We start from the raw sequence: 21,036 nt of genomic DNA, 5'->3' as shown, positions 1-21,036 counted from the left end.
AGGTGGACAACGCCTTCCTTTCACCAAAATTAACCATGACAAGCGCTATGCGGATTTAAAGTTGAAATCCGATTATGGCGGTTGGGGCGTTCGGAAGCGGACGTTTTTCGAATAATTTGCGATGCCGCCCGGTCGAACGCCGGGCGTTTGGATTCGAGGACGGTAGATCGATGGAAAATATTGCGCTTGCGGCTCCGGCCGCCGATATTACCCTCTGGGGCTTGTTCATGCATGCCGGCTGGGTGGTTAAGCTGGTTATGCTTGGCCTGATAGTCGCCTCGGTCTGGACCTGGGCTATCATCGTGGACAAGATCGTGTCCTATGGCCGCGCACGTCGTGCCATTGATCGCTTTGAACAGGCTTTCTGGTCCGGTCAGTCGCTCGAAGAACTCTACCGTACTTTAAATGAGCGCCGCACCACCGGCATGGCTGCAATTTTTATTGCCGCTATGCGCGAATGGAAAAAGTCGTTCGAGAAGGGCGCTCGCTCGCCGATTGCACTTCAGATGCGTATCGATAAGGCGATGGATGTGGCGCTGGCGCGTGAGGGTGAAAAGCTTGAATCGCGTCTGGGCTTTCTCGCAACCACAGGTTCAGCAGCACCATTTGTCGGTTTGTTCGGTACCGTCGTTGGTATTATGACTTCGTTTCAGGCGATCGCAGCTTCGAAGAACACCAGCCTCGCGGTTGTGGCTCCCGGTATCGCCGAAGCGCTGCTTGCAACAGCAATTGGTCTGCTCGCAGCTATCCCTGCCGTTATCGCCTACAACAAGCTGTCAAGCGATTCCGGCAAGATCAGCGGACGCCTTGAAGGCTTTGCCGATGAGTTCTCCGCCATACTGTCGCGCCAAATTGATGAGAAGCTGACGCCGCGTAGTTAATGCGCTCCAGCAATAATCGTTGAAATCAAGCCTTCAGGAATATTGAAATGGGCATGTCAGTTGGAAATCAGGGAATGCAGTCGGGTGGTCGCCGCAGGCGTGGCCGCAAGAAGGCATTGATGAGCGAAATCAACGTTACGCCATTTGTGGACGTGATGCTGGTTCTGTTGATCATCTTCATGGTTTCCGCACCGCTTCTGACCGTTGGCGTGCCGATTGATCTGCCGGATACGCAGGCGAAAGCCATGAATGCCGACACGCAACCGATCACTGTATCGGTGAGCAATGAAGGCAAGATTTTCCTTCAGGAAACTGAAATTCCAATCGATGAAGTTGTTGCAAAGCTTCAGGCGATTGCCAAGACGGGTTATGAAGAGCGTATTTTCGTGCGCGGTGACAAGGCTGCCGATTACGGCACTGTCATGAAAGTTATGGCTCGTATTTCCGCCGCCGGTTTCAAGAATATCGGCCTTGTGACACTCCAGGAGCAGGATAGCTGACGCCATCATGAAGGCTGGCCTTACATCTTCTATTGTGTTCCATACCGTTGTTATTGGATTGGGGCTCTTCTCCTTTACCGCGCCGAAGGCATTCGACGTGCAGGATTCAGAGTCGTTTCCAGTCGACATCGTGCCGATTGAATCGATTACCCAAATCCAGCAGGGTGATAAAAAAGCGCCGATGAAGGAAAAGTCGGCACCTGTTCCGACAACTAGGCCGCAGACAGTTGCTGATGCGCAAGAGTTCGGCGATCAGGAGGTGGATAGCCAGACGCCGCCTACGCCGGACACCAAGGCCAAGCCAGTTGAAGCAGCCCAAGAACCAAAGGCACAGCCCGAGCCGGTAAAAAAGCCGGAGCCGAAGCCCGATCCAAAGCCTGAACCGACTCCGCAAGAAAAGCCAACGCCGGTGCCTGCGACGGAAGTGCAGACCAAGCCTGAAGAAAAGCAGGAAGTGAAGCCAGATCCAGTGGCGGAAGCCATTGAAAAACAGGCGGAAGCGCCTGATCAGACCGCGCCGAAACTGCCCGATAATGTGCCCGCACCACAGGCAAAGCCTAAACCACCACAGGCGCAGACCGCAAAGACGCCGGATCGCAAGCCTGTGGAAGAAAAGAAGCCTACGCAGTCTGCTTCGCAGACATCGCAGCCAAAAAACGATGCCATTGCTGATGAAGTGGCAGCGCTTCTTAACAAGCAGAAGGCATCGGGCGGCGGTGCAAAGCGTTCGACCGATCAGGCCTCACTTGGAGGCAAGAAGAATACGGGTGGCTCAAAACTGAGCCAGAATGAAATGGACGCGCTTCGCGGTGCAATTTCCAAGTGCTGGAATGTGCCTGCCGGTGTTGCAGATGCGCCGGGACTGGTTGTTACGGTGAAGATGCATCTTAATCAGGATGGCTCCATTCAGGGCTCGCCTGAAGTGACTTCCGGTGGCGGTGGTGACGGTGTGGGGCGTGCGGCGGCTGAAAGTGCACGTCGCGCTGTGGCACGCTGCGCACCTTATAATCTGCCAGCAGATAAATATGATTCATGGTCGGAAGTGATCGTTAACTTCGACCCAAGCGAAATGTTCTGATCAGCCTGACTGGTCGCTCCTAACGAATGCCAAGGACAAAAGAGGTCCCAGAAGATATGAAAATAGGCATCATGAAAACAAAGATCCGCGCAGCCTTATCGGCTTTTGCCTGTGTGATCGCTGCAAGTCTTGTTTCCACCATGCCTGCGCATGCGGTGGTGGAAATCAACATCAACAAGGGTGTGGTCGAGCCATTGCCGATTGCGGTCACCGATTTTCTTTCGGGAGATCAGCTCGGGGCAAATATCACGTCGGTGATTGCAGCCGATCTTGAACGTTCGGGCCTTTTTGCGCCGATCAACAAGGCTGCATTCATCGAAACAATTTCCAACCCGGATGCATCGCCGCGCTTTGAAGACTGGAAAGTTATCAATGCACAGGCGCTGGTAACCGGCCGCATCACCAAGCAGCCCGATGGGCGGCTCAAGGCTGAATTCCGTCTTTGGGATACATTTGGTGGTCAACAGCTGATCGGCCAGCAGTTTTTCACCACACCGGATAATTGGCGCCGCGTTGCGCATATTATTGCGGATGCGATTTATGAGCGCCTGACGGGTGAAAAGGGCTATTTCGACACCCGCGTTGTATTTGTCGACGAATCCGGTCCAGCGCAGAAGCGCGTCAAGCGACTTGCGATCATGGATCAGGACGGTGCGAATATTCGTTACCTGTCCGATGGACGCGCTATGTCGCTGACCCCAAGGTTCTCACCGAACCGTCAGGAAGTCACTTACATGTCCTTTGAAGGTGGCTCGCCGCGCGTTTATCTGTTGCAGCTTGAAACCGGACAGCGTGAATTGGTCGGGAATTTTCCCGGCATGACGATTGCACCGCGCTTTTCACCCGATGGTCAGAAGGTTGTTATGAGCCTTTTGCAGGATGATGGGAGCGCCAATATCTACACGATGGATTTGCGCAATCGTTCGACAACACGCCTCACCAGCAGTCAGGCGATTGATACAAGTGCATCCTATTCGCCAGATGGTTCGCAGATTGTCTTCTCGTCGGATCGTGGCGGACGTCCGCAGCTCTATGTCATGGGTGCTGATGGTTCCAATCCACGTCGCATCTCGTCTGGTGATGGTAGCTATTCCACGCCTGTATGGTCGCCACGCGGCGATTTGATTGCCTTCACCAAGCAGTCTCAGGGTCAGTTTTCGATCGGTGTTATGAAAACGGATGGCACAGGTGAGCGTTTGCTGACTTCGGGTTTCCATAATGAAGGTCCAACATGGGCTCCGAATGGTCGCGTGTTGATGTTCTTCCGCAAGGCTGCGGGTGCCGGTGGTCCGAAGCTTTTCACCATTGATTTGACTGGCCGCAATGAACGCCAGATCCAGACTCCGAACTTCGGTTCTGATCCTGCCTGGTCGCCACTGCTTGAGTAATTTGTTCTGTGTCAAAAACAGGTCTGGAGGCACGTAGCATTGGCTGCGTGCCTTTTTCATGGCTTTTTGCCACAATTATAGCCTTTGGGCCGTGTTTCTGCCGCATTTAGCCATCAAGGCCTAAAAGCAGAATTGCAGTTGGAAAAAACCTCTGCATACGGCCGTAAGAAATCGTTAACCATACTTCTTGAGCCTGCCTTAACCTAAATATGATTATTGGTTGGTTACGCAGGAACATCAAATCTTAAGGAGCTCCGGCCCATGCGCCGTATCCAGTCGATTGCACGTAGCCCTATCGCTATTGCCCTTTTCATGTCGCTCGCCGTTGTTGGTTGTGCGTCCAAAAAGAACCTTCCGAACAATGCCGGTGATCTTGGCCTTGCTGGCGGTGCTTCTACACCCGGTTCCGCACAGGACTTCACTGTGAATGTCGGTGACCGCATTCTGTTCGATCTCGATTCTTCGCTGATCCGTGGCGATGCACAGCAGACTTTGTCGAAGCAGGCTCAGTGGCTTCAGCGCTATCCGCAGTATTCCATTACTGTTGAAGGCCATGCTGACGAACGCGGTACACGCGAATACAATCTGGCCCTCGGTCAGCGTCGCGCAGCTGCAACCCGTGACTTCCTGGCAGCGCGTGGTGTTCCTACCAGCCGTATGCGCACGGTTTCTTATGGTAACGAGCGTCCAATCGCTGTTTGCGATAATAACTCGTGCTGGTCACAGAACCGTCGCGCCGTCACCGTGCTCAACGGTGCAGGTAGCTAAGTATAAGCAAATAGCCGAACCTAATCCAGAAAAAGCGGCCTTCGGGTCGCTTTTTTTGTTTCAGGGGCCAACTTATTAGGAGCTTCGACAAATTTTGGACGAACTCACAACTACATAATTCCTCAAATTCAAGAGAATTGAGAAATTATGTAGCCAAATTAAAATGTTAGAGCGTCCTTTGTGCGCCAACAGGCGCACGGCGCACTGATGTGATAGGGAAAGCATCTTTGCTTTTTATGGATTTTCTCTAAAAGCTGAGAAGGGCCGTGAGAAATCGGGTGTTCATTTGATATTCAGGCATCAGATCTCAATATGAGCACGAACATGATCACCGCGGTCGAAAGGTTTTAGGGCACATGAGCGATAGGGGCAAAAGGGAATGAGGAAACCAATGAGAAAAGTGACGCTGGCAATTGCCATGCTGCCGCTTTTGGCAAGTGCCCCGGTTCTGGCGGCACCTGGTTTTTCACAGCAGGGGACTATTCAGCTCGCGCAGGCGGGTGATCCAAGTGGCGGCCAGTTTTCGCAACAGGTCTGTAATCTCGCACATCAAAATGCGCAGTCCTATGCCCGTATCATGCAATTGCGCGATAATATGCTGAAAATTCAGCGCGAGAACGAAACCCGCTTTCAGTCGCTTGAAAAAGGTAAGGGTGGTGCGCAAAATCGCGTTGCGATCGGTTCGACCGCGATCCTTGATGATGCCATGCGTGACAGTGGCGGCACAGGCGGGGAGGGTGGTTATCAAAGCCCCGGGCTTCAGCAGGAACTGATTCGCAATCTCACGGGTAAGGTTGAGGATGTCGATGCGCAGATTTCGTTTACCAACGAGCTGTTGCAAAAGACGCAGGAAGACAATGATTTCCGCTTTGAAGAGCTGGAAAAGAAACAGGGCGTTGCGGCCCCTGCAAAATCAAATATCTCACAGAATGCCGCTGTGACGCCACCACCGGGCAGTGATCTTTGTGCGCAGGGCATGGGCAATCCTGTCAGCATTTCTGATATGCTTGGAAATCGTGCAGAAGCTATGAATTTTCAGGTTCTGGAATTGCAGGACCAAATGCAGAAAATGCAGGAAGAAAACGAACGCCGCTTCCAGAAGTTGGAAGGTAGTGATCGTGCCGATGCAGGCGGTGCAGCCGGTGACACCACGCTCGCAGATGCGACACCAGCCGGAGGCCCCGATGACGGGGTTTCCGGAAGCGCTCTACCAGATGGCCAAAACGGCAATTTCGGTTCTTCTTCACAGACGGCGACCAATGATACATCGGGCGCCGATTCCATGGCTATTGGTTCGGGCACTGCCTCACAAGGTGGCCCACAACGTGGGGAGCCACCAAGAACGCTTGGCTCTATCCAGTTTGATAACAATGGCAATGTAATCGGCGAAACGATGAATGCTCAACCGCGCCCGGTTGAGCAGGGTGCAGCCCTTCCGGCAGGCAGCGATACGGTGGCGTCTCTGCCGACCGATGATAATCCGAATTCGCTTTATCAGGCCGCTTATCAATATTTGATGTCGGGTGATTACAAGGCTGCAGAAACCGGTTTCCGTGAGCATATCAAGCGCTATCCAGCCGATCCGACCACTGCCGAGGCACGTTATTGGCTGGGTGAATCATTGTATGGTCAATCGCGCTATCCTGAGGCCGCAACCGTTTTCATCGATACGCAGCGCGATTATCCCGATTCAAAACGTGCGCCTGAAAACATGTTCAAGCTTGGCCTGACGCTTGAAAAGATGGACAATAACGATGTTGCCTGTGCGACATTCAGACAGATTCCCGAGCGCTATCCGAATGCAGCACCTGCCGTTTTGAAGCGGGTTACGGATGAACGCGCGCGCATTAAATGCTGATTGTGGAGATCATTTGTGGGGCTTTCCCCGATCGATATTTTTAAACCTTTCCAACTAGAGCATGCCAAGGGAATTGTTGCTGCTGTATCAGGTGGCAGTGATTCACTCGCATTGCTCTTTTTGTTGAAAGCCTATCTCGCGACGCTCACGAAACCGCCGCCGCTCACTGTCGTGACCATTGATCATCGCTTGCGGGCCGAATCGGCCAAAGAGGCGCAAGATGTAGGCCAGCTTTGCAAGACGCATGGGCTTTCTCATCGTGTTCTCACATGGGACGAAGCCAAGCCCACAACAGGCATTGCTGCAGCGGCACGCTCTGCGCGGTATCGCCTGCTGGTTCAGGCAGCTCACGAAGTGGGCGCAGATATCATCGCCACTGGCCATACAAGGGACGATCAGATTGAAACATTTTTAATGCGCAAAGAACGCAGTTCGCATGCGGAAGCACGTGGATTGGCTGCCATGGCTTCACACTCGCGATTGGAAAATTCCGTCGAACTGATCCGGCCTCTGCTTGAGCAGTCGCGTTCAGACTTGCGTGATGAGCTTTGCAAAAGGAGCGTTGTCTGGATCGATGATCCCAGCAATGTGAATACGAGTTACGAGCGTCCGCGGGTGCGTGCAACGTCAGCGGCACAGGTTGATCCCGACATAGTCTTGGGAAACATTGCCTTGGCGCGTGCTGCGCGAAAGCGTGACAATGCTATTTTGATCGCTGCTCTCACAAGTTCTGATTGTCTTCACATGGATCCGCTTGGCACGATTTTGGTCGATGCAAATATTTACGCAGCTTTGCCGGAAAATATCCGTCGGCTTTTATCGGGTCTGCTTGCCTCTCTTGCCGGTGGACGCCGCTTTCTTCCGGGTGATGCTGAGCGATCCCGCATTGAGAGGCTTTTGTCAGGGCAGGATAAAAACAGTCGATTGACGGTTTTTGGTACACTTGTGGAACTGGGGATGAGGGGCCACCCCCATCGGTTTCGACGTGAACGGCGCAATCTTCCCGTCATGCGTATCGAGCCGGGACAGACGATTATCTGGGATGGGCGTTTTCGCATTCTGAATGAAGGCAAGGCTTCATTTGACGTCGCGGCGCCTGACCGCAAAGAGCTCGGAGATTTCGCCAAAGACGCCGGATTGGAAATTACTTCTGCACAGCGCGAAGCCTTGCTCGTTTCGCCTGCTTTTTATGAAGAGGGCAAAGTTTTGCGGCTTCCAATGATCGACGGGCAGAAATTGCCTGCGGGAATCAGCGTTGAGAGACACTTCGCGTTGTTTGATCATGTGCTGCCGGGGTATGATTTTGGCTTGGCAAATGCCTTTGAGCAGCGGTTTGGACGAGAATGTCCTAATTTTTATAAACCAGTTTTATAAGAATCGAAGACTGGGGGGCTCTCCCGCCTTGGCAAGGCCTTCCTTCGATCCTATGTTAGGATCAAACATAGTCCCGCTCTCGCGGGCTGGCCGTGGTATCGATTGGACCTGTTATGAATCCGAACTATCGCAACTTCGCCCTCTGGGCGATCATTGCCCTACTGCTGATCGCGCTGTTCAACCTGTTCCAGAGTCCTGGCCAGCGCACAAATTCCCGTGAAGTTTCCTATTCTCAGTTTATAGACGACGTTTCCAACGGGCGTGTGAAGGCGGTTACCATAACTGGTGATCGGATCAGCGGCACGCTTTCTGACAATGGTTCGACATTCCAGACTTATTCACCGGGCGATACCGGACTGGTTTCGCGTCTTGAAGAAAAAGGCGTGGCCATCACCGCGCGTCCTGAAAGTGACGGTTCCGGCTCGCTTCTCGGCATTCTTCTTTCATGGCTCCCCATGATCCTCATTCTCGGTGTGTGGATTTTCTTCATGCGCCAGATGCAGGGCGGTTCGCGCGGCGCGATGGGCTTTGGCAAATCCAAGGCCAAGCTTCTCACCGAAGCGCATGGACGCGTGACGTTTCAAGATGTTGCTGGTGTTGAAGAAGCCAAGCAGGATCTTGAAGAAATCGTCGAATTCCTGCGTGATCCGCAGAAGTTCCAGCGTCTGGGCGGCAAAATTCCACGCGGGGTCCTGCTCGTTGGCCCTCCCGGAACTGGTAAGACCTTGCTGGCGCGTTCTGTTGCAGGCGAGGCCAATGTTCCGTTCTTCACGATTTCTGGCTCTGACTTCGTTGAAATGTTTGTCGGTGTGGGTGCAAGCCGCGTCCGTGACATGTTCGAGCAGGCCAAGAAAAATGCGCCTTGCATTATCTTCATCGACGAAATCGATGCGGTCGGTCGTCATCGTGGTGCAGGCCTCGGCGGCGGTAATGATGAACGCGAACAGACCCTCAACCAGTTGCTGGTCGAGATGGATGGTTTTGAAGCCAACGAATCAATCATTCTGATTGCTGCTACCAACCGTCCTGACGTTCTTGATCCAGCACTGCTGCGTCCGGGCCGTTTCGACCGTCAGGTGGTGGTTCCGAACCCGGATATTGTTGGCCGTGAGCAGATCCTTAAAGTGCATGTGCGCAATGTTCCGCTTGCACCCAATGTCGATCTCAAGGTTGTCGCACGTGGCACGCCGGGCTTCTCCGGTGCCGATCTTGCTAACCTCGTCAACGAATCTGCCTTGATGGCCGCACGTCGCAACAAGCGCCTTGTGACCATGCAGGAATTTGAAGATGCCAAGGATAAGATCATGATGGGTGCGGAACGCCGCTCCGCTATGACGCCGGAAGAAAAGGCCAATACCGCCTATCATGAAGCGGGCCATGCTATCGTTGCAATTAATGTGCCGAGCACGGACCCTGTTCACAAGGCAACAATTATTCCGCGCGGCCGTGCGCTGGGTATGGTGATGCAGTTGCCTGAAGGCGACCGTTATTCGGCAACCTATACCTGGATGGTGTCGCGTCTTGCGATCCTGATGGGTGGGCGCGTTGCTGAAGAACAGAAGTTCGGCAAGGAAAATATTACCTCAGGTGCTTCCTCTGATATTCAGCAGGCCACCAAGCTTGCTCGTTCGATGGTGACGCAGTGGGGTTATTCCGACAAGCTTGGTCGTGTGGCCTATGGCGAAAATCAGGAAGAAGTGTTCCTGGGCCATTCGGTTTCACGTACGCAGAATGTTTCGGAAGCAACAGCGCAAATCATTGATGCCGAAGTACGTCGTCTCGTTGATGAAGCCTATGCGGAAGCAACCCGTATCCTGACCGAAAAACGCGAGGATTGGATTGCGATTGCTGAAGGTCTTCTTGAATATGAAACGCTTAGCGGCGACGAAATCAGGGAGCTGATTGCGGGCAACAAGCCATCGCGCGATCAGGGCAGCGATACGCCATCACGCGGTTCGGGCGTTCCGAAAGCTGGTAGCCCGCGTAAGCGCAAGGGTGACGAACCGGGCAGTGAACCTGGCATGGAGCCTACCCCGCAGCCGCAATAAGCGCTTGGAAAACAATTACAAGAGCCGGGCATATCGTCCGGCTCTTGTCGTTTTAAGATGAGCTTGCCTGAAAGGCTCGGTTAAGGATTTGGGCGCATCATAAGCAAAGTGCATCGGCCTACCGCCCGTGCAGCAGATTTTCCCCGAAAGGTGAAATTGCAATGATGCGTCGTTTTGAGATAATAGCTTGATAACTTCGCCGCTTCATGATGCGGCCCGACGACCATCGCTGTTTCGCATTCTGAATGAACGACACTATTTGATTGCTTCGAGATAGCTCTATGGCGCAACGCAAGGCTAAGAATATGACACGCAAATATTTTGGAACCGATGGCATTCGCGGCAAGGCAAACAGCTTTCCGATGACGCCGGATATTGCCATGAAAGTTGGCATGGCTGTCGGGCATATTTTCCGTCGCAAGGGGCAAGCCTCGCGCGTGGTGATCGGCAAAGATACGCGTCGTTCAGGCTATATGCTGGAAAACGCGCTTGTTGCAGGCTTCACCGCTGCTGGAATGGATGTGTTTCTGCTGGGGCCTATTCCAACACCTGCTGTTGCCATGCTCTGTCGTTCTTTGCGTGCGGATATAGGTGTGATGATTTCCGCTTCGCATAATCCTTTCTACGACAATGGGATCAAGCTTTTCGGCCCTGATGGCTTCAAGCTCTCCGATGAGATTGAGCTTAAGATCGAGAGCCTGATTGACAGCGACTTGTCTTCACATCTTGCAACCCATGGCGAAGTGGGTAAGGCCAAGCGCGTCGATGGCGATATTTATCGCTATATCGAATTTGCTAAGCGCACATTGCCGCGAAATATTTCGCTCAATGGTCTGCGCGTTGTAGTCGATTGCGCCAATGGGGCTGGTTACAAGGTGGCACCGGCGGCTCTGTGGGAGCTTGGCGCCGAAGTCATCACCATCAATGATGAGCCGAACGGCATTAACATCAATGAGGATTGCGGTTCGACGCACCCGATTGGCCTGATGAAGAAGGTGCATGAAGTTCGTGCCGATGTTGGCATTGCGCTGGATGGTGATGCGGATCGTGTTCTGCTGGTCGATGAAAATGGAACCGTAATTGATGGTGATCAGCTTCTGGCGGTAATTGCCGAATCATGGGCGCGCTCTGATCGTTTGCAGGGCGGTGGTATTGTTGCGACGATTATGTCCAATCTCGGCCTGGAGCGCTTTTTGTCCGATCACAATATGACTTTAGCCCGTACCAAGGTCGGAGATCGCTATGTGGTTGAGCATATGCGGGAGCATGGTTTCAATGTGGGTGGTGAACAATCTGGCCATATTGTTTTGTCGGATTTCGCCACGACCGGCGATGGACTGGTGTCTGCGTTGCAGATTCTTGCGGTGGCGCAGGAAGAAAACAAGCCATTGAGTGAACTCTGCCGTAAGTTTGAGCCGGTGCCGCAGCTTCTCAAAAATGTGCGTACCTCTGGCGGCAAGCCACTTGAAAACAAGAAGGTCAAAAGCGCGATTGATGAAGCCACGGACCGTCTTGGTACGCAGGGTCGTCTGGTCATTCGTCCATCAGGAACCGAGCCGCTCATCCGCGTGATGGCAGAAGGCGACGACCGCGTACTCGTAGAAAAAGTCGTTAATGACATCATTAACGTGATTTCTTCGGAAAATGCTGCGGCCTGATCAGATTTCAGTACGATAAACAAAAAAGCGCGGAATTTTCCGCGCTTTTTTATTGCCGGAATCGGCACGTAACTAATTTAGATAACCTTAATAAACACAGTTAAAAAACAAGGTTAAGTTGTATTTAACTTTTCATCTTTAGCGTGCCTCTCAGAATTCGTGTCCGACGCGGTTGCGGCGTGACAGATTGATGGGACAGATGAATGAACAGTCTTATTAAAAGCTTTTGCAGCAGCCTTGCGGTATCGGCAGCGGTGGTGGCATTTGCTCCAGCAGCGATGGCCGCAGATTATGTCGAACCAGTACCGGAAGTGATTATGACTCCGCCTGCGGTTGGTGGCTGGTATCTGCGCGGGGATATTGGATATTCTGCAGCAAAATTCCGTGGTGCGACCTATACTTTGCCGGGTGGTGGCAGTTGCGGCTCATGCAATGGTGGTCAGCCGCAAATTCACGGCGGCAAGCTTAAAGGTTCATTCCTGCTTGGCGGCGGTGTTGGCTATCAGGTTACAGATTATTTCCGCACCGATTTGACGCTCGACTATATGACGCGCTCAAAGTTTACCAGCGACCGTGACGAAAGCCATATGTCGGCCTTGTCGCTTCTGGCCAATGCCTATGTTGATCTTGGTAATTTTGCAGGCGTGACGCCTTATGTGGGTGCCGGTATCGGTGGCACGCGCGTGAAATGGGCTGACCTTGTCGACACGCAAAACGGTGGTGCCCTGCCGGGCGATGCTAACTGGCGTTTCACCTACGCTCTTATGGCGGGTGCTTCGGTTGATCTGACGCATAATCTCAAGCTTGATGCCGGTTATCGCTATCGTCACGTCAATGGCGGGCAGATGTTCAACGCCAAGTATGGTGTTGGCGACGGCTACGACAAGGGCATGCATATTCATGATGTCCGCGTTGGCTTGCGTTACGCTTTCGGCGGCTAATATTCAGATATTAAGATGAAAAGCCTGGGAAACCGGGTTTTTTCGTTTGGAATAAAATATCTTGCGATTCGTCTTGTGAAATTTTTGCTTTTCGATATTTTCATCAGCGGGCCACGCCTCCCCAACGAGGCGCGTGCTATCTGTGAGGATAGGAAACAAAATGACGACGATTGCGAAGCCGGCAGTTCGCCCGGCTAACCCTAATTTTTCATCTGGTCCCTGTGCAAAACGCCCCGGCTGGTCGCTTCAAGCGCTTGCCGATGCGCCGCTTGGCCGTTCGCACCGTGCGAAAATCGGCAAGAACAAGCTCAAAGAAGCCATCGACCTTACCCGCGAAATTCTCGGTGTTCCTGCTGATTACCGCATCGGCATCGTGCCTGCATCCGATACGGGTGCGGTCGAAATGGCCTTGTGGTCGCTGCTCGGTGAGCGCGGCGTTGATATGGTCGCGTGGGAAAGCTTCGGCTCGGGCTGGGTCACAGACGTGATCAAGCAGCTCAAGCTGGAAGATACCCGCAGCTTTGCAGCACCGTATGGCGAACTGGTTGATTTCGATCAGGTCGATTTTGATCGTGACGTGGTGTTCACATGGAATGGCACTACCTCGGGCGTGCGTGTTCCCAATGCTGATTTCATCCCGTCAAACCGTAAAGGCCTGACCATTTGCGATGCAACATCGGCTGCGTTTGCACAGCGTCTCGATTTTGCAAAGCTTGATGTCGTCACTTTCTCCTGGCAGAAAGTGCTGGGCGGTGAAGGTGCGCACGGCATTCTCATTCTTTCCCCGCGCGCGGTTGCGCGTCTGGAAAGCTACAAGCCTGCATGGCCTTTGCCAAAGATTTTCCGCCTCACTTCTGGCGGCAAGCTGATCGAAGGTATATTCCTCGGCGAAACCATCAACACGCCGTCGATGCTTTGCGTTGAAGATTATCTTGATGCGCTGAGCTGGGCGCGTTCGGTCGGTGGTCTTGACGGTTTGGTCGGACGTGCGGATGCAAATTTTGCCGTTCTTGATGCATTTGTCGAGAAAACGCCATGGATTGCCAATCTGGCGCAAAAGCCAGAAACGCGTTCCAATACATCCGTATGTCTGACGATTGTTGATCCAGAAGTGAGTGCACTTTCAGAAGATCAGCAGGCAGCATTTGCCAAGGGTATCGTCTCGGCGCTCGAAAAAGAAGGCGTTGCCTTCGACATCGGTGCGTATCGGGATGCACCGTCGGGCTTGCGTATCTGGGCAGGGGCTACGGTTGAAGCTTCTGATCTTGAAGCACTCACGGCATGGCTCGACTGGGCTTTTGCCGCGCAGAAAGCTGCACTTAAAGCTGCCGCATAAAAGCAAGCGATGACAGCGTTGTGGCCGGAGTTGGGACGGCCATAGCCTGCGTCTTATTATCGTACAATCCGAAGGAGGCCCTTATGGCACCTCGCGTACTCGTATCCGATAAATTGTCGCCTACCGCCGTTCAGATTTTCAAAGACCGCGGCGTTGAAGTTGATTACCTGCCAGATATTGGCAAGGACAAAGAAAAACTGCTCGAAGTCATCGGCCAGTATGATGGTCTTGCTATCCGTTCCGCTACCAAGGCAACGGAAAAGCTGATCGCAGCAGCAACCAAGCTGAAGGTCATCGGTCGCGCCGGTATTGGCGTGGATAATGTTGATATTCCGGCAGCGTCGCGCCGTGGTATCATTGTGATGAATACGCCTTTCGGCAATTCCATCACCACGGCAGAACACGCCATTGCATTGATGTTTGCAGTTGCGCGTCAGTTGCCCGAAGCCGATGTTTCCACCCGCGCTGGCAAGTGGGAAAAGAACCGCTTCATGGGTGTGGAAATTACCGGCAAGACGCTTGGTGTTGTCGGTTGTGGCAATATCGGCGCTGTGGTTGCAGCGCGCGGCATCGGCCTCAAGATGCATGTTGTTGCGTTCGATCCGTTTCTATCGGAAGCGCGGGCGCAGGAACTTGGCGTCGAAAAGCTTGAGCTGGATGAACTTCTGGCGCGTGCCGATTTCATTACCTTGCATACGCCACTGACTGACAAGACACGCGGCATCATCAATGCCGACGCACTGGCTAAGACCAAGCCGGGCGTCCGCATTATCAACTGCGCACGCGGCGGTCTGATCGTTGAAAAGGATCTGGTTGCAGCGCTGAAATCCGGTCATGTTGCCGGTGCTGGTATCGATGTTTTCGAGACTGAGCCAGCAACAGACAACGAACTGTTCAATCTGCCCAACGTGGTCTGCACACCGCATCTTGGTGCTTCGACTTCCGAAGCGCAGGAAAATGTGGCGATCCAGGTGGCCGAGCAAATGTCGGATTATCTGGTCAAGGGTGCTGTTTCCAACGCGATCAACATGCCGTCGATCACGGCTGAGGAAGCGCCGCGTCTCAAGCCTTTCGTCAAGCTCGCAGAAGTTCTGGGTGCCTTTGTCGGTCAGGTGACGGACGAACCTATTCAGGAAGTGGAAGTGCTTTTTGATGGAGCGACTGCCGCCATGAATACGCGCGCTCTGATAAGCGCGGCGCTTGCCGGTCTTATCCGTCCCCAGGTGGCCGATGTGAATATGGTTTCAGCACCGATCATGGTGAAGGAACGCGGAATCATCGTTTCCGAAATCAAGCGTGACAAGTCGGGCATTTTTGACGGTTATATCAAGCTGATCGTGAAGACGACCGAACGCGAGCGATCAATTGCGGGCACGTGTTTTTCGGATGGCAAGGCGCGGTTTATCCAGATCAAGGACATCAACCTTGATGCGGAAGTTGGTCCGCATATGCTTTATGTGACCAATGTCGACATTCCGGGCATGATCGGTCTGCTTGGTACGATCTGCGGTAAACACAATATCAACATCGCAAACTTCGCTCTTGGACGCGATCATCCCGGCGGGAATGCCATTGCGATGCTCTATGTCGATGAAAGGATTCCACAGGCAGCACTTGACGAACTGATTGCTCAAGAGGCAATCAAGGCAGCAAGACCTTTGGAATTCAACATCGAGGAAGCTTGAGCGATATGACAGACGGGATTGAACAGGCAGAATGGCGACGCCTGCAAGCGCAGGACATTGCAGGTGTAACAGCAGTGGCCAATATTGTTCATCCCGACTTCTTCGAGGATGAGGTGGTCTTCCGGGACCGCTTCAAAATTTATCCGGCGGGCTGCTTTGTGTTGGCTAAGGGCGGCGAAATTCTTGGCTATGGCATCAGCCATCCGTGGCAGCTTGATTCTGTTCCGGCGCTTAACTCTGTTTTGGGTCACCTGCCAAAAGAAACCAGCACCTATTATATTCATGACATTGCGCTGCTGCCGACGGTTCGTTCAGGCGGACAAGCGTCGCGCGTTGTCGAACTGATGGCCGCTCAAGCTGAGCGTGATGGTTTTGCGACCATGGCACTTGTTGCTGTTAATGGCTCACAGGGGTTTTGGGAAAAGAAGGGCTTCATCGCTCGCGACGTGCCTGCTCTTGAAGAAAAGCTGAAAGGCTATTCTGACGAGGCGATTTATATGGCGCGCGTCGGCTAGATCATCGATATTCCGGCTATGGCAGACTGCAAATACCGTCATTCTGTGCTTCCGATGCTGATTTACCCAAAAGTACACCCCCGCTTTCGGTTCTCAAAGAACAGCATTTTCGTCGCGCCATAGCTGGAATCTCAAATGATCGGACGCTGTTTTTCCACGTTATCGTGAAAATATTCGCATTTTTTGCATGTAAGGAGTCGCGCAAGCGGAATTCAGTCTGTATAGAGACGAGGGATCAGCACCTCGCGTCAAACAGTCGGGGCTGCTTGCGATCCTTGGGTTATACATTACGGCTGAAATGCCGGACCGAGGAGTTTTCTCAATGGCTAATGTAGTTGTCGTCGGGTCGCAATGGGGCGACGAGGGCAAGGGAAAGATCGTGGACTGGTTGTCCGAGCGCGCCGATGTAATCGTGCGCTATCAGGGCGGTCATAATGCGGGTCATACGCTTGTCATCGATGGCGTCAGCTACAAGCTTTCGCTGCTGCCATCTGGACTTGTGCGTGGCAAGCTGAGCGTGATCGGCAATGGTGTGGTGGTTGATCCGCATCATTTCGTACTGGAAGTCGAAAAACTGCGCGCACAGGGCATCGAAATTACGCCTGACGTGCTGCGCATAGCAGAAAACGCTCCGCTGATTCTCTCGGTTCACCGCGAACTCGACGCGATGCGCGAAGGCGCTACCGAAGGTCTCAAGATTGGCACCACCAAGCGCGGTATTGGCCCTGCTTATGAAGACAAGGTTGGCCGTCGTGCAATCCGCGTTATCGACCTGACCGAGCCGGACACACTTGAGCCAAAGGTTGAGCGTCTGCTCACCCATCACAATCTGCTGCGTCGCGGCATGGGTCTTGAAGAAATCTCGGTTGCGACGATTCTTGAAGAACTGACTTCGGTTGCCGATAAGATTCTTCCTTATATCGATCAGGTCTGGCGCGTTCTCGATGAGCGCCGCAAGGCTGGTGCGCGTATTCTGTTCGAAGGTGCGCAGGGTGCGCTGCTTGATAACGACCACGGTACTTACCCGTTCGTCACTTCGTCGAACACGGTTGCCGGTCAGGCCGCAGCGGGTTCGGGTCTCGGCCCGACAGCCATTGGCTACGTGCTTGGCATTACCAAGGCTTATACAACCCGCGTTGGTGAAGGTCCGTTCCCGACCGAACTCAACGATGAAATCGGTGAATTCCTCGGCACCAAAGGCCATGAATTTGGCGTGGTGACGGGACGTAAGCGTCGTTGTGGCTGGTTTGATGCGGTCATTGTTCGTCAGACGGTCCGCACATCCGGTATCACAGGCATTGCGCTGACCAAGCTCGACGTTCTCGACGGTCTTGACGAAATCAAGATCTGCGTTGCTTACGAGCTTGATGGTAAGCGCATTGATTATCTGCCGTCCTCAATGGGTGCGCAGGCCCGTGTGAAGCCGATCTATGAAACCCTGCCAGGCTGGTCGGAAACGACTGCTGGTGCGCGTTCATGGAACGATCTTCCAGCACAGGCAGTCAAATATGTTCGTCATATTGAAGAACTGATCGGTGCGCCTGTGTCGATGCTGTCGACAAGCCCGGAACGCGAAGACACAATTCTCGTTACGGATCCATTTCAGGATTAATTAAGCTAAACGTTGTTTGTGCTAAGAATAAATCACCCGGTTTGTCATCGTGGCGGACCGGGTATTTTTTTAAGGTTTTTTTGCGATCATTTTGAAAGGGTTCACTTAATCGTGCTGCAGACCTTTGCTTTCTATTGATTATTGTGATTATTGAGACATTTACTGCATTTCGAACTTGCGGAAACTGGGTAAGGCGGCATGGCGGATTTTGTAGCGGTTCTGAAAAAGACAATCGACGCGCAGGCAGACAAATCGCCTGAGCTGCGCCAGCGTGTCTATGCAAAGGCACGCGGAACGATTGAACAGAAGCTTGTGACGGCAAATGCCTCGCAGGCTGTTGCTGTTCGCCAGCGCAAAATTCTTGAAGATGCTATTGAAGAAGTAGAGGCATTTTACGCTCCGCCAGCTCACGCGCCTGTGGTTGAAGAGCCGCAGACCGATGCGCTGGAAGATTTTCTGCACGAATCAACGCGTTCATCCGCGTCACCTTCCTATGATGATGAGGCTCCGGTTTCAACGGACCGCCGCGCCTCCGACAATCATGCTGATGATGAACGTGAGGACGCGCCCGTCTATTCCCGCCGTCATGACGACTGGGCCGTGGAACGTGACCGGGATGGTTCGGATGAGCAGACCTATTCTCGCCGCACAGAATATACCGATGTTGATCGCCCAAAGGCAAAGCGTTCCTACACGGCACCGATCATTGGGCTGATTGCGCTTCTGGCTGTTGGCGCAGGCGGCTATGTCGTCTGGAGTAATAAAGATAAGTTGCAGGAAATGGCGTCCAGCCTTGGCCGCAGCGATGCGCCTGCAACTGGTGATACGACCACCCAGCCGGAGACGCCTCCGGCGGCAACTGAGCAACCGCAGAGCGCGCAACAGCCATCCTCTGAAGAACAAAAGATGACGCAGCGTCTCATGCCGGATGGCAGTGAAGTCGATGATGGCCCATCGGGCGGTGATGCTGGCATTGGCGAAGGCAAGTCGCTCGCGGCTTCCACCCCAACCACTGAGCAGACCAACACGCAAAATCCGACGCAGCAGGCTGTGGCCGTTGGTCAGCAGGCGCTTCTTTACGAAGAGCGTGGCGGCACGGAAACCGGCTCGGTTGAGCGCGGCAATGTGGTTTGGTCCGAGATTGAAGAAAGCCCAAGCGAAGGTGAACCGGCAGCACCTGCCATTCGAGCAACCGTCTCGATGCCCGAGAGCAATCTTGATCTGAAAATGACGATCCGCAAGAATACGGATCAGTCAATTCCAGCCAGTCATCTGATCGAGATGGTGTTTACGGTGCCTGAGAATTTTTCAGGTGGTGTGGTTGATAATGTTCAGCGCATCACGTTCAAGGACACCGAACAGGCTGCAGGCAATCCGCTGATTGCGGTGCCTTCCAAGATTGCGGATAATTTTTTCATCATCTGGCTCAACGATGCGAAGACCGCGCAGGATACCAATCTTTCGCTGATGCGCCGTCTGCAATGGATCGATATTCCGGTTTCTTATCGTAATGGCCGTCGCGCTCTGATCAGCCTTGAAAAAGGCGTGGCTGGCGAAAAGGTCTTTAATGACGTTCTGGGCGCAAGCTAAAACTTTTAAAAACAAGAATCAAAAAAGGCCGCTTCAAGCGGCCTTTTTCGTTTAGAGGCACATGCCTTGATTACTTCTTTTCAGAGAAAGCCTTAATCGCCTTCGCGACTTCGTTCTGCGCTGTTTCAACACTGTCGAAACCGTTTAGCTCTACGACCTTACGGCCTTCTGGAAGCTGCTTGTAAACGCGGAAGAAGGCTTTAAGGCGCTGGAGTTCGATCTTTGGCAGATCGGACAGTTCCTTGATATCGTCATAAGTTGGGTCGATTTTCGAGGTTGGCACAGCAACAATCTTGTCGTCTTGTTCGCCGCCATCGATCATCTTCAGCACGCCGATCGGACGAACCTTGATGATTGCACCTGGAACGATCGGCTCACGGGTATAGACGAGCGCGTCAAGCGGATCGCCGTCGCCAGCAAGCGTGCTGGTGATCGAGCCGTAATTCGCAGGATAGATCACGGGCATCGACTGGTAGCGGTCAACGATGATGTGGCCGGTCTTGTCGTCGATTTCGTATTTGGTGAAGCTGCCCTGAGGAATTTCAATCGCGGTGTAGAATTCTTTGCCGTCTTGCTCCTTCTGAGGATAGTCAAGGTATGAGACATATTCAGACGCAGAAACGGCAGTCGCAGCGGTGAGGGCGAGGGCTGCGGCAAGCAGGAGCTTTTTCATTGGGAGACCTTCAGGTTTTGGTGAAATACGTCCAGTTGCCTAAAGCCATTCCATTACAGTTATTTGACGGATTTTTATCGATTGGATGACAGAAACCAAACTGCCGCAAAATGGTGTGATCCATCTGCGGCAGTAAAATCCAAACATGTAAGATTTAAGCGTGCGCATCCTCGACATGGTTCAACGCTTTCTGCTGTTTGTAGGCAGCAGCCTTCACTGCGGCCTGCACCTTTTCAAAAGCGCGCACTTCAATCTGGCGCACGCGTTCGCGGCTGATACCGAACTCACCGGAAAGGTCTTCCAGCGTCATCGGGTCTTCCGACAAGCGCCTAGCCTGAAAAATGCGACGTTCGCGTTCGTTGAGCGTATCCATCGCCTGTTCAAGCAAAGAGCGACGGCTTTCCAGCTCATCCTGTTCGATCAGAATCTGCTCCTGGCTGCTGCTGTCATCGACAAGCCAGTCCTGCCATTCGCCCGATTCACCTTCGGCTGCGCGCAAAGGCGCGTTCAGTGAGGCGTCGCCAGAAAGTCGGCGGTTCATGGAAACTACTTCGGCTTCACTGACCTGCAGCTTGGTCGCGATCTGCTTGACCTGATCGGGATTGAGATCGCCGTCATCAAGCGCCTGAATCTTGCTCTTCATCTTGCGGAGATTGAAAAACAGGCGCTTTTGATTGGCGGTCGTTCCCATTTTCACAAGGCTCCACGAACGCAGGATATATTCCTGGATCGAAGCCTTGATCCACCACATTGCATAGGTGGCAAGACGGAAACCGCGTTCCGGTTCAAAGCGTTTAACTGCCTGCATCAGGCCGACATTGCCTTCGGAAATGACTTCCCCGATCGGCAGGCCATAACCGCGATAACCCATGGCAATTTTTGCCACGAGACGCAAATGGCTGGTCACAAGCTTATGTGCGGCTTTTGGGTCCGTATGTTCATGATAACGCTTCGCCAGCATGTACTCTTCCTGCGGCTGAAGCATTGGAAAGCGGCGAATTTCTTCCAGATAACGGGTAAGGCCGCCGTCACCGGAAGTAATGCTGGGTAAATTAACGTGGGCCATAGAGCACCCTCCTTTATAGATTCAGGCTCCCTTCTGGCGAACCTGTCGCGCTGGCTGCCTCCTGC

The 21,036-nt window shown here is 53.1% G+C and carries 17 protein-coding genes; 15 read left to right on the top strand and 2 right to left on the bottom strand.

Going from position 1 to position 21,036, the window contains the following annotated elements:
• Positions 1–170: 170 nt before the first annotated feature.
• The 15 genes from tolQ (at position 171) to CEV31_RS03225 (ending at position 19,232) form a co-directional block, all read left to right on the top strand.
• Positions 171–881 carry a protein TolQ gene (gene tolQ / locus CEV31_RS03295; protein WP_094505467.1) on the top strand — a complete coding sequence of 237 codons (711 nt, stop codon included), beginning with the start codon at positions 171–173 and terminating at the stop codon, positions 879–881.
• A gap of 47 nt (positions 882–928) precedes the next feature.
• Entirely contained in the window at positions 929–1,381 is a 453-nt protein-coding gene (tolR, locus tag CEV31_RS03290; RefSeq protein ID WP_094505466.1) for a protein TolR, read from the top strand.
• A 7-nt stretch (positions 1,382–1,388) separates the two neighbouring features.
• Complete coding sequence (locus CEV31_RS03285) at positions 1,389–2,459, top strand: hypothetical protein (protein ID WP_094505465.1); 1,071 nt, start codon at positions 1,389–1,391, stop codon at positions 2,457–2,459.
• Positions 2,460–2,515: 56 nt separating this feature from the next.
• Positions 2,516–3,847: a Tol-Pal system beta propeller repeat protein TolB gene (gene tolB, locus CEV31_RS03280; RefSeq protein WP_094505606.1), complete on the top strand. Its 1,332-nt coding sequence runs from the start codon at positions 2,516–2,518 to the stop codon at positions 3,845–3,847.
• Between the two features lie 261 nt (positions 3,848–4,108).
• A complete protein-coding gene (pal, locus tag CEV31_RS03275; RefSeq protein WP_094505464.1) occupies positions 4,109–4,615 on the top strand; it encodes a peptidoglycan-associated lipoprotein Pal in 507 nt (168 codons plus the stop codon).
• A gap of 379 nt (positions 4,616–4,994) precedes the next feature.
• On the top strand, positions 4,995–6,473 hold the full coding sequence (gene ybgF / locus CEV31_RS03270) for a tol-pal system protein YbgF (protein ID WP_094505463.1): 1,479 nt from the start codon (positions 4,995–4,997) through the stop codon (positions 6,471–6,473).
• A 15-nt stretch (positions 6,474–6,488) separates the two neighbouring features.
• Positions 6,489–7,847 (top strand): tRNA lysidine(34) synthetase TilS, encoded by a 1,359-nt coding sequence (gene tilS / locus CEV31_RS03265; RefSeq protein ID WP_094505462.1) that lies wholly within the window; start codon positions 6,489–6,491, stop codon positions 7,845–7,847.
• Positions 7,848–7,960: 113 nt separating this feature from the next.
• The gene (gene ftsH, locus CEV31_RS03260) at positions 7,961–9,895 is read left to right on the top strand and encodes an ATP-dependent zinc metalloprotease FtsH (protein ID WP_094505461.1); all 1,935 of its coding nucleotides are present in this window, start codon (positions 7,961–7,963) and stop codon (positions 9,893–9,895) included.
• A gap of 305 nt (positions 9,896–10,200) precedes the next feature.
• Positions 10,201–11,553 (top strand): phosphoglucosamine mutase, encoded by a 1,353-nt coding sequence (glmM, locus tag CEV31_RS03255; protein WP_210190873.1) that lies wholly within the window; start codon positions 10,201–10,203, stop codon positions 11,551–11,553.
• A gap of 203 nt (positions 11,554–11,756) precedes the next feature.
• Entirely contained in the window at positions 11,757–12,494 is a 738-nt protein-coding gene (locus CEV31_RS03250) for an outer membrane protein (protein ID WP_094505459.1), read from the top strand.
• A 160-nt stretch (positions 12,495–12,654) separates the two neighbouring features.
• Complete coding sequence (locus tag CEV31_RS03245) at positions 12,655–13,830, top strand: phosphoserine transaminase (RefSeq protein ID WP_094505458.1); 1,176 nt, start codon at positions 12,655–12,657, stop codon at positions 13,828–13,830.
• Positions 13,831–13,913: 83 nt separating this feature from the next.
• The gene (serA, locus tag CEV31_RS03240) at positions 13,914–15,515 is read left to right on the top strand and encodes a phosphoglycerate dehydrogenase (protein WP_094505457.1); all 1,602 of its coding nucleotides are present in this window, start codon (positions 13,914–13,916) and stop codon (positions 15,513–15,515) included.
• 5 nt (positions 15,516–15,520) lie between these two features.
• Positions 15,521–16,030: a GNAT family N-acetyltransferase gene (locus CEV31_RS03235; protein WP_094505456.1), complete on the top strand. Its 510-nt coding sequence runs from the start codon at positions 15,521–15,523 to the stop codon at positions 16,028–16,030.
• Between the two features lie 322 nt (positions 16,031–16,352).
• Positions 16,353–17,642 (top strand): adenylosuccinate synthase, encoded by a 1,290-nt coding sequence (locus CEV31_RS03230; RefSeq protein WP_094505455.1) that lies wholly within the window; start codon positions 16,353–16,355, stop codon positions 17,640–17,642.
• A 198-nt stretch (positions 17,643–17,840) separates the two neighbouring features.
• Entirely contained in the window at positions 17,841–19,232 is a 1,392-nt protein-coding gene (locus CEV31_RS03225) for a transcriptional regulator (RefSeq protein WP_094505454.1), read from the top strand.
• Between the two features lie 70 nt (positions 19,233–19,302).
• Here the strand turns inward: CEV31_RS03225 and CEV31_RS03220 are convergent, their stop codons facing one another.
• Positions 19,303–19,905, bottom strand: a complete 603-nt coding sequence (locus CEV31_RS03220; protein ID WP_094505453.1) for an inorganic diphosphatase — start codon at positions 19,903–19,905, stop codon at positions 19,303–19,305.
• A 154-nt stretch (positions 19,906–20,059) separates the two neighbouring features.
• A complete protein-coding gene (gene rpoH, locus CEV31_RS03215; protein WP_094505452.1) occupies positions 20,060–20,971 on the bottom strand; it encodes an RNA polymerase sigma factor RpoH in 912 nt (303 codons plus the stop codon).
• Positions 20,972–21,036: the final 65 nt, after the last annotated feature.

Source organism: Brucella thiophenivorans, from assembly GCF_002252445.1.
Lineage (GTDB): Bacteria > Pseudomonadota > Alphaproteobacteria > Rhizobiales > Rhizobiaceae > Brucella > Brucella thiophenivorans.
This window is presented reverse-complemented; position numbering and strand designations above follow the sequence as displayed.